Origin of the sequence: Mesorhizobium sp. M7A.F.Ca.ET.027.02.1.1 (assembly GCF_004022985.1) — a bacterium.
Taxonomy (GTDB): domain Bacteria; phylum Pseudomonadota; class Alphaproteobacteria; order Rhizobiales; family Rhizobiaceae; genus Mesorhizobium.
In genome coordinates this window covers 1-7,819 of record NZ_RZOL01000284.1, presented here as the reverse complement: position 1 = coordinate 7,819, position 7,819 = coordinate 1, and the positions used below count along the sequence as shown (strand labels likewise).

The window sequence follows — 7,819 nt, the reverse complement described above, 5'->3', positions numbered from 1 at the left end:
CTATTCCTTCACCAATTCGAAGCTCCTGCCGCGGCTGAATTTCGTCGGACTAGACCAGTATTACCGGCTGTGGGCGGCGCCGCGCTGGCTGATCTCGATCGAGAACCTGTTGATCTACGGCGCGATCTCGCTGGTGTTCTCGCTGGTCATCGGTTTTCTGCTTGCCGCGCTGCTCGATCAGAAGATCCGCTTCGAGGACACGTTCCGCACCATCTTCCTTTATCCTTTCGCGCTCTCCTTCATCGTCACCGGCCTGGTCTGGCAGTGGTTGCTCAATCCGGATTTCGGCATCCAGCATGTCGTGCGGGACTTAGGCTGGACGAGCTTCAGCTTCGACCCGCTCTATAATTCCAGCATCGTCATCTACGGCATATCGATCGCTGCGCTGTGGCAAGGCACCGGGCTCATCATGTGCCTGATGCTGGCCGGCCTGCGCGGCATCGACGAAGACATCTGGAAGGCGGCGCGCGTGGATGGGATCCCGATGTGGAAGACCTATCTGTTCATCGTCATCCCGATGATGCGGCCGGTCTTCATCACCACGCTCGTCATCATCGCTTCCGGCATCGTCAAGGTCTATGACCTGGTCGTGGCCCAGACCAGCGGCGGCCCGGGCATCGCATCCGAAGTGCCGGCCAAATACGTCTACGACTATATGTTCTTCGCCCAGAACCTCGGCCAGGGTTTTGCCGCCTCGACCATGATGCTGCTCTCGGTGGTGATCGTCATCGTGCCTTGGGCCTATCTCGAGTTCGGGCGACGCAAATGAGCATTGCAGACATCACCGCTCAAGCAAGCGTTGCCGCCGGCGCGCGCCAGGAAATCGCAGGGCCCTACGGTCCAAAGCCGCGCCGCATGATTTCGCGCCGCAACGTCTTCCTCTACGGCACATTGTTCGTCATGGCGGTCTACTACCTCTTGCCGCTCTATGTCATGATCGTCACCTCGCTCAAGGGCATGCCGGAGATCCGGCTCGGCAACATTTTCTCACCGCCGCTCGAGATCACCTTCGAGCCGTGGGTCAAGGCGTGGTCAACGGCCTGCACCGGCCTTAACTGCGACGGGCTCTCGCGCGGCTTCTGGAATTCGGTGCGCATCACCGTGCCGTCGGTGCTGCTGTCGATCGCCATCGCCTCGGTGAATGGTTATGCACTGGCCAATTGGCGCTTCAAGGGCGCCGATACGTTCTTCATCATCCTGATCGTCGGCGCCTTCATTCCCTACCAGGTGATGATCTATCCGATCGTCATCATCCTGCGCGAGATCGGCCTCTATGGCAGCCTCAGCGGGCTGGTGATTGTCCATTCCATTTTCGGCATGCCGATCCTGACGCTGCTGTTCCGCAATTATTTCGCCTCGATGCCGGAGGAGCTGTTCCGGGCGGCACGCGTCGACGGCGCCGGCTTCTGGGGCATCTTCCTGCGCATCATGCTGCCGATGTCGCTGCCGATCTTCGTCGTCGCCATCATCCTGCAGGTGACCGGCATCTGGAACGACTTCCTGTTCGGCGTCGTCTACACCCGCCCCGACACCTATCCGATGACGGTGCAGCTCAACAACATCGTCAATTCGGTGCAAGGCGTGAAGGAGTACAACGTCAACATGGCCGCAACAATCCTGACCGGGCTTGTGCCGCTCATCGTCTACTTCATTTCCGGCAAGCTTTTCGTACGCGGCATCGCCGCCGGCGCGGTGAAGGGGTGACGGCGATGACGGCAGCCAATGATACCAGCGTTTCGATCCAGGACCTGTCGCTGAACTTCGGTGCGGTGACCGTCCTGGAGACGCTCAATCTCGATGTCGCCGATGGCGAGTTCATCGTGCTGCTCGGGCCGTCCGGCTGCGGCAAGTCGACCTTGCTCAACTGCATTGCCGGCCTGCTCGACGTTTCCGAGGGCCGCATCTTCATCAAGGGCAAGAACGTCACCTGGGAAGAGCCCAAGGACCGCGGCATCGGCATGGTGTTCCAGTCCTATGCGCTCTATCCGCAAATGACGGTGGAGAAGAACCTGTCCTTCGGGCTGCGTGTCGCCGGCACGCCAAGAGAAGAGATCGCCAAGCGGATCGCGCGGGCGGCTGAAATCCTGCAGATCGAACCGCTGCTGCAGCGTAAGCCGGCCGCCCTTTCCGGCGGCCAGCGCCAGCGCGTCGCGATCGGACGGGCGCTGGTGCGCGATGTCGACGTGTTCCTGTTCGACGAGCCGCTGTCCAATCTCGATGCCAAGCTGCGCGCCGAACTGCGCGTCGAGATCAAGCTGCTGCATCGCAAGCTGCAGAACACCATGATCTACGTCACCCACGACCAGATCGAGGCGATGACGCTGGCCGACCGCATCGCGGTGATGAAGGGCGGCGTCATCCAGCAGCTCGATGCGCCGCAGACCATTTACAACCGCCCGGTCAACCGCTTCGTCGCCGGCTTCCTTGGCTCGCCCGCAATGAACTTCGTCGATGGCCGCCTGGAAGACGCCGACGGCGGCTGGCGGTTCGCGGCCGAGGATATCAAGATCCCGCTCGGCACTTACGACTTTGCCAAGCCTCCGGCTCCCGGCCCCGTCACATTCGGTATCAGGCCCGAGCATGTCAGTCTGAACAGCGGCACCGGTTGGCCGTTTTCGATAGCCGCCAATGTCGAGGTGGTCGAACCCATGGGCTCCGACACGCTGGTCTGGCTGAAGCTTGCCCAGCAGAATTTCAGCGTCCGAGTGACCTCGGAACGCACGCCCAAGAATGACGAGGCGGTGACGCTTGGCTTCGATCCGATGCGCGCTTCGCTTTTCGACACTGCAACGGGCACACGCATCTAGCTTTTGAGAACCAACCTTCCAACGACAATCCCCAAGCGAAACGGACAGAGACGATGAATTGGTCATTCCAACTTTACAGCGCCCGCAATTTCCAACCCTGGGACGGTGTGCTCGCCATGCTCGGCAAGCTCGGCTACGCCCAGGTCGAAGGCTTTGGCGGCGTCTATGATGATCCCAAGGCATTCCGTGCCGAGCTCGACAAGAACGGGCTTGCCATGCCGACTGGGCATTTCTCGATCGACGCGCTCGAGAACGATTTCGACGGCGTGCGCAGAACCGCCGACGCACTTGGTATCACGCTGCTCATCTGTCCCTTCCTGATGCCCGATCAGCGGCCATCCGACGTGGCCGGCTGGCGCGGCTTCGGCGAACGCCTGGCCAGGGTCGGCGACGTCGCGAAAAAGGCCGGCTACGGCTTTGCCTGGCACAACCATGATTTCGAGTTCAAGAAACTTGCCGACGGATCGGTGCCGCAGGATCACATCCTGTCATCCGCGCCCGATGTCAGCTGGGAGATGGACGTTGCCTGGGTGGTGCGCGGCGGCGATGATCCGTTGTCGTGGATCGAAAAGCACGGCAAGCGCATCAGCGCCGTCCACGTCAAGGACATGGCCAAGCCCGGCGAGGGGCTGGATGAGGATGGCTGGTCGGATGTCGGCCATGGCACCATCGACTGGGCCGGCCTGATCAAGGTGTTGCGTGCCAAGAGTGCTGCCCAATACTACGTCATGGAACAGGACAACCCCAACGACATCGAGCGTTTCGCCCGCCGCTCCATCGCAGCCGCCAAAACCTATTAGGAGCAATCAGCATGGCAAAGAAACTTGGCATCGGCGTGATCGGCTGCGGCAACATCTCGAAAGCGTATTTTTCGCTGGCGCCGCTGTTTCGCGGCATCGAAATGCGTGCGTGCGCCGACATCAACATGGAGGCGGCCAAGGCGCGGGCGAAGGAGTTCAAGTTGCGCGCCGAGACCGTCGAAGACCTGCTCAAGGCCGACGACATCGACATCATCGTCAACCTGACCATCCCGGCGGTGCACTACGAAGTATCGAAGCAGATCCTCGACGCCGGCAAGCACGTCTATTCGGAAAAGCCGTTCGTGCTGTCGGTCAAGGAAGGGCTCGACCTTAAGAAGCGGGCGGAGAAAAAGGGCCTGCGGATCGGCTCGGCGCCAGACACTTTCCTCGGCGGCGCGCACCAACTGGTGCGCAACCTGATCGACACCGGCAAGCTTGGCAAGGTCACGAGTGGTACCTGTCATGTCATGGGCCACGGCATGGAGCATTGGCACCCCAATCCGGATTTCTTCTTCCAGCCGGGCGCCGGTCCCGTGCTCGATATCGGGCCTTACTACATCACCAATCTGATCCAGCTGATCGGACCGGTGAAACAGGTCGCGGCCTTCGCGACGACGCCGGCCAAGGAGCGGACGATCAGTTCAAAGCCGCGCGCGGGTGAAAAGATACCGGTCAACACGCCGACGACCATACATGGACTGCTGGAGTTCGAGAACGGTGCAGTTATAACGCTCAACACCAGCTGGGACGTCTGGGCCCACGGCCACGCGCCGATGGAACTCTATGGCGAGGCGGGTACGGTGTTCGTGCCAGACCCGAACTTCTTCGGTGGTGACGTTCGCTTCACCGACGCGGCCAAGCCGGTCAAGAAGCTGCCGAACTGGCCGCATCCGTTCGGCGTGCCCAACGAGATGCATTCGCAAGGCATGATGGCCAACTACCGCACATCGGGCCTCGCCGACATGGCAGTGGCGATCGCGGAAGGCCGGCCGCACCGCTGTTCGATGGAGCTGGCGCTGCACGCCGTCGACGTGATGACCGGGCTGTTGCGCTCCGGCGAAACCGGCAAGTTCGTCGCCATGCAGACCACCTGCGGACGGCCGGCCGCACTTGGCGTCAAGGAAGCCAAGGCGCTTTTGGCGAAGAAGAAATAGGGCAGCACACCTCAACCCTCTCCCCGTTCCGACGGAGAGAGGGTAAAGGTGAGGGGCAGAGCCAACTCGCCGCGCTGTCGCGATGCAGCCGACCGGCTCGCTGCCATTTGAGGATTTTCCGATGCCCTACACGCCTGCCGAAAACCGCTATGAAAAGATGATCTACAACCGCTGTGGCCGCTCCGGCCTGAAGCTGCCGGCAATCTCGCTCGGCCTGTGGCATAATTTCGGCAACGACACGCCGCACAAGACCAAGCAGGCGATCGCGCGCAAGGCCTTCGACCTCGGCATCACGCATTTCGACCTCGCCAACAATTACGGTCCGCCGCCCGGTTCTGCCGAAACCGCCTTCGGCGAGATCCTACGCACCGACTTCGCCGCCTACCGCGACGAGTTGATCATCTCGACCAAGGCCGGCTACGAAATGTGGGCCGGTCCCTACGGTGAATGGGGCGGGCGCAAATACATTCTGGCCAGCCTAGATCAGAGCCTGAAGCGGATGGGTCTCGACTATGTCGATATCTTCTATTCGCACCGTTTCGATCCCGACACGCCGCTGGAAGAAACCATGGGTGCGCTCGACCATGCCGTGCGCTCGGGCAAGGCGCTCTATGCCGGCATCTCGTCCTACAATTCGCAGCGCACGCGCGAGGCCGCCGATATCTTGAAGCAGCTTGGCACGCCTTGCGTCATCCACCAGCCGAGCTATTCGATGCTGAACCGCTGGGTGGAGGAAGATGGCCTGCTCGACACGCTCGAAGGGCTCGGCGTCGGCTCCATCGTGTTCTCGCCGCTGGCGCAAGGCATGCTGACCAACAAGTATCTCGGCGGCATTCCCGATGGCAGCCGTGCCTCCCAGGGCAAGTCGCTGAAGACAGCCTTCATCAACGACAAGACCATCGCCAACATCAAGGCGCTCGACGCCATCGCCGGCAAGCGCGGGCAGACGCTGGCGCAGATGGCGCTGGCCTGGGTGCTGCGCAAGGGCAGGGTGACCTCGGCGCTGATCGGCGCCAGCCGGCCGGAGCAGGTCGAGGACTGCGTCGGCGCGCTCAAGGTGCTCGACTTCAGCGATGCCGAACTCGCCGAGATCGACACCTATGCGCGCGAATCCGACATTAATCTGTGGGCGGCTTCCGCCGAGCGCAAAGGCCCGCCGCGAAAATAAGTCCTCTCGATAAGCCGGCAAGCAAAACGGCGGGAACCTCTCCCGCCGTTTTGCTTGAAAGCGAACAGCGCTGCTTCAGGGCGTTTTCGGTTTCTGGGCGGTGCCCAGTCCCGCCTTGGGCTTTGCCGGCGCCGGAGCCGAGGTCTTCATCTTCGCCTCGATCCAGCCGGTGTAGTTGGCCAGCCGCGTGTAGATGCCGTAGGCCTCCTTGTGGCCGCACGCCGCGCTGCCGTCCGCCGGGCCTTCGCCCCAGCTGACGACGCCGACCTGGACCGGGCCTTCGGCACCGGTCATGAACAGCGGGCCGCCACTGTCGCCGTTGCAGGCATCGCGCACGCCGCTGGTGGTGCCGGCGCAGATCATGTTGCCGGTCAGCGGGTCGGTCATGTCGGCGGCGATCGCATTGGCGGCCGCGTCGATGCCTTTTTCCGAATAGCGCATACGGCGGGACAGATCACCGAGCGCTGCCTTCAGATCACGCGCATAGATGGCCTTGATGCCGCTGTTGCAGGCCTGGTTCGGCTGCAGGTCGAGATCGACAACCATCAGCGTGGTCGGAAAGGTGCCGTCCTGCATCTTGCCCCAGCCGGTGACCGTCGTCTTGCCGGTCTCGGGGGTTGCCTCATGGGCGACCTTGATGGTCGGCGCATCGGCCGGTTCGGCAAGCCGGAGCAGGGCGAGATCGTTGTCGAGCGTTTGCTCGCTGTAGGCTTCGTTGACGATGACCTCCACCACCTTGTGGCGCTTGCCCTCGCTGAGATCGGTTGCACCGGTCAGCACGGTGACGCTCTCCGGCGAAACCGGCTGACCCTTGTCGTTGAGGCAGTGTGCTGCCGTCAGCACCCATTGCGGCGCGATCAGGCTGCCGCCGCAGAATTGGGCATTGGCCTGCGAGGCCGGGTTCTCGTCCAGCCTGTCGGTGGTGAGCAGCGCGACCTGGAACGGATAGGCTCCCTTTTCGGCCTGGTTGCCACCATAGACGCGGTCGGCCGCGTCGGGGTTCTCCGCCGCGGCTTTCGCCCTGGCTTCCGTCACGCGCTTCATTGGCGAGACCGCTGCCTCCGGTCGGGCGACCGCTTCGTCGGCCTGGGTGGAATTGGCTGCCGCAAGGGCGGCTGCGATGCCGAGCAGCGATGCAGCGGCGATCGGCCTGAACCGATGGATGATGTTCATCTGAAGCCCTCCTGATATGTACCCGAGCGGACCAGCCCCGGCGCATGATCAACAAAGCAAGCCTCAGACTGGTGGTCAGGCCGCGCAGCTTTCGTTGTAGCGGCACGGCAGGGACACCAAGTCAGGCACTGCTTCGCGTATCGCGTTCCTGTGCAGACCCCGTTCAAAACCCTATAGCCCCCCACGGGCTATGTGGAAGCTAATTGTCATTCCAATGTTGTATTAATTTAGGCAATATATCCGCGCGGGTGTCTTTAGCGGGGGCTTTTGACCGACCGCATAGGCGATGGTCATATTTCAAGTGCGGTAACCAAACTCCTTTTTCGACGCCACCACGATCTCGACAATATTTCTGTATTTTGATCCAGTCCTTGCTGACTTTTGGGAGAGTCTCACCATGACAAAACTGACAAACGCACTCATTGCGTCCACATTGCTTTACACCGCAATGTGGACGGTTCCGGCTTTCGCCGCCGATCCTGGCTCCGCCAGTGCCGGCAATGGCGAAAGCGCGCGCGACGTGACTTCAGGCGACTACAAGCCCGGGCGGGCAAAGCCGATCGCGCCACCGAAGCTGACCGACGAAGACAGCCGCGCCGCGCCGCTTGCCGACGAGGCAACGGCTGTCAAATCCTACGGCATCGTCGGACGGTCCGCCGATGGCAAGGAGATCAAGATCGAGCCGAGCGAAGCGCTGCGGGAGCTTATCATCAAGGA

General features: G+C 61.9%; 7 protein-coding genes and 1 pseudogene. 7 read left to right on the top strand and 1 reads right to left on the bottom strand.

The window, feature by feature from the left end; genetic code table 11:
* From EN749_RS25255 to mgrA, 6 genes are all read left to right on the top strand, one after another.
* The coding region (locus EN749_RS25255) for a sugar ABC transporter permease (RefSeq protein ID WP_145990998.1) at positions 1 to 769 on the top strand (769 nt) is incomplete at its 5' end.
* Positions 766 to 1,704 (top strand): carbohydrate ABC transporter permease, encoded by a 939-nt coding sequence (locus tag EN749_RS25250; RefSeq protein ID WP_081738772.1) that lies wholly within the window; start codon positions 766 to 768, stop codon positions 1,702 to 1,704. The genes EN749_RS25255 and EN749_RS25250, both read left to right, overlap by 4 nt.
* Before the next feature lie 5 nt (positions 1,705 to 1,709).
* Positions 1,710 to 2,807 (top strand): sn-glycerol-3-phosphate ABC transporter ATP-binding protein UgpC, encoded by a 1,098-nt coding sequence (gene ugpC / locus EN749_RS25245; protein ID WP_023812494.1) that lies wholly within the window; start codon positions 1,710 to 1,712, stop codon positions 2,805 to 2,807.
* A 53-nt stretch (positions 2,808 to 2,860) separates the two neighbouring features.
* Complete coding sequence (locus EN749_RS25240; RefSeq protein ID WP_127809285.1) at positions 2,861 to 3,607, top strand: sugar phosphate isomerase/epimerase; 747 nt, start codon at positions 2,861 to 2,863, stop codon at positions 3,605 to 3,607.
* A gap of 11 nt (positions 3,608 to 3,618) precedes the next feature.
* A complete protein-coding gene (locus EN749_RS25235) occupies positions 3,619 to 4,761 on the top strand; it encodes a Gfo/Idh/MocA family oxidoreductase (RefSeq protein ID WP_127809286.1) in 1,143 nt (380 codons plus the stop codon).
* 121 nt (positions 4,762 to 4,882) lie between these two features.
* On the top strand, positions 4,883 to 5,929 hold the full coding sequence (gene mgrA / locus EN749_RS25230; protein ID WP_128364194.1) for an L-glyceraldehyde 3-phosphate reductase: 1,047 nt from the start codon (positions 4,883 to 4,885) through the stop codon (positions 5,927 to 5,929).
* A 75-nt stretch (positions 5,930 to 6,004) separates the two neighbouring features.
* Here mgrA and EN749_RS25225 read toward each other — a convergent pair whose 3' ends face one another.
* Positions 6,005 to 7,102, bottom strand: coding sequence for a trypsin-like serine protease (locus EN749_RS25225; RefSeq protein WP_128308422.1), 1,098 nt, complete (start codon positions 7,100 to 7,102; stop codon positions 6,005 to 6,007).
* 397 nt (positions 7,103 to 7,499) lie between these two features.
* On the opposite strand from EN749_RS25225, the pseudogene EN749_RS25220 reads away from it, so the two are divergent.
* Positions 7,500 to 7,819, top strand: a pseudogene (locus EN749_RS25220) (serine protease); the annotation flags it as partial.

Excerpts from the sequence above, each read along its gene's own strand:
- EN749_RS25250 (WP_081738772.1), top strand. The coding sequence starts at position 766 with ATGAGCATTGCAGACATCACCGCTCAAGCAAGCGTTGCCGCCGGCGCG.
- ugpC (WP_023812494.1), top strand. The coding sequence starts at position 1,710 with ATGACGGCAGCCAATGATACCAGCGTTTCGATCCAGGACCTGTCGCTG.
- EN749_RS25240 (WP_127809285.1), top strand. The coding sequence starts at position 2,861 with ATGAATTGGTCATTCCAACTTTACAGCGCCCGCAATTTCCAACCCTGG.
- EN749_RS25235 (WP_127809286.1), top strand. The coding sequence starts at position 3,619 with ATGGCAAAGAAACTTGGCATCGGCGTGATCGGCTGCGGCAACATCTCG.
- mgrA (WP_128364194.1), top strand. The coding sequence starts at position 4,883 with ATGCCCTACACGCCTGCCGAAAACCGCTATGAAAAGATGATCTACAAC.
- EN749_RS25225 (WP_128308422.1), bottom strand. The coding sequence starts at position 7,102 with ATGAACATCATCCATCGGTTCAGGCCGATCGCCGCTGCATCGCTGCTC.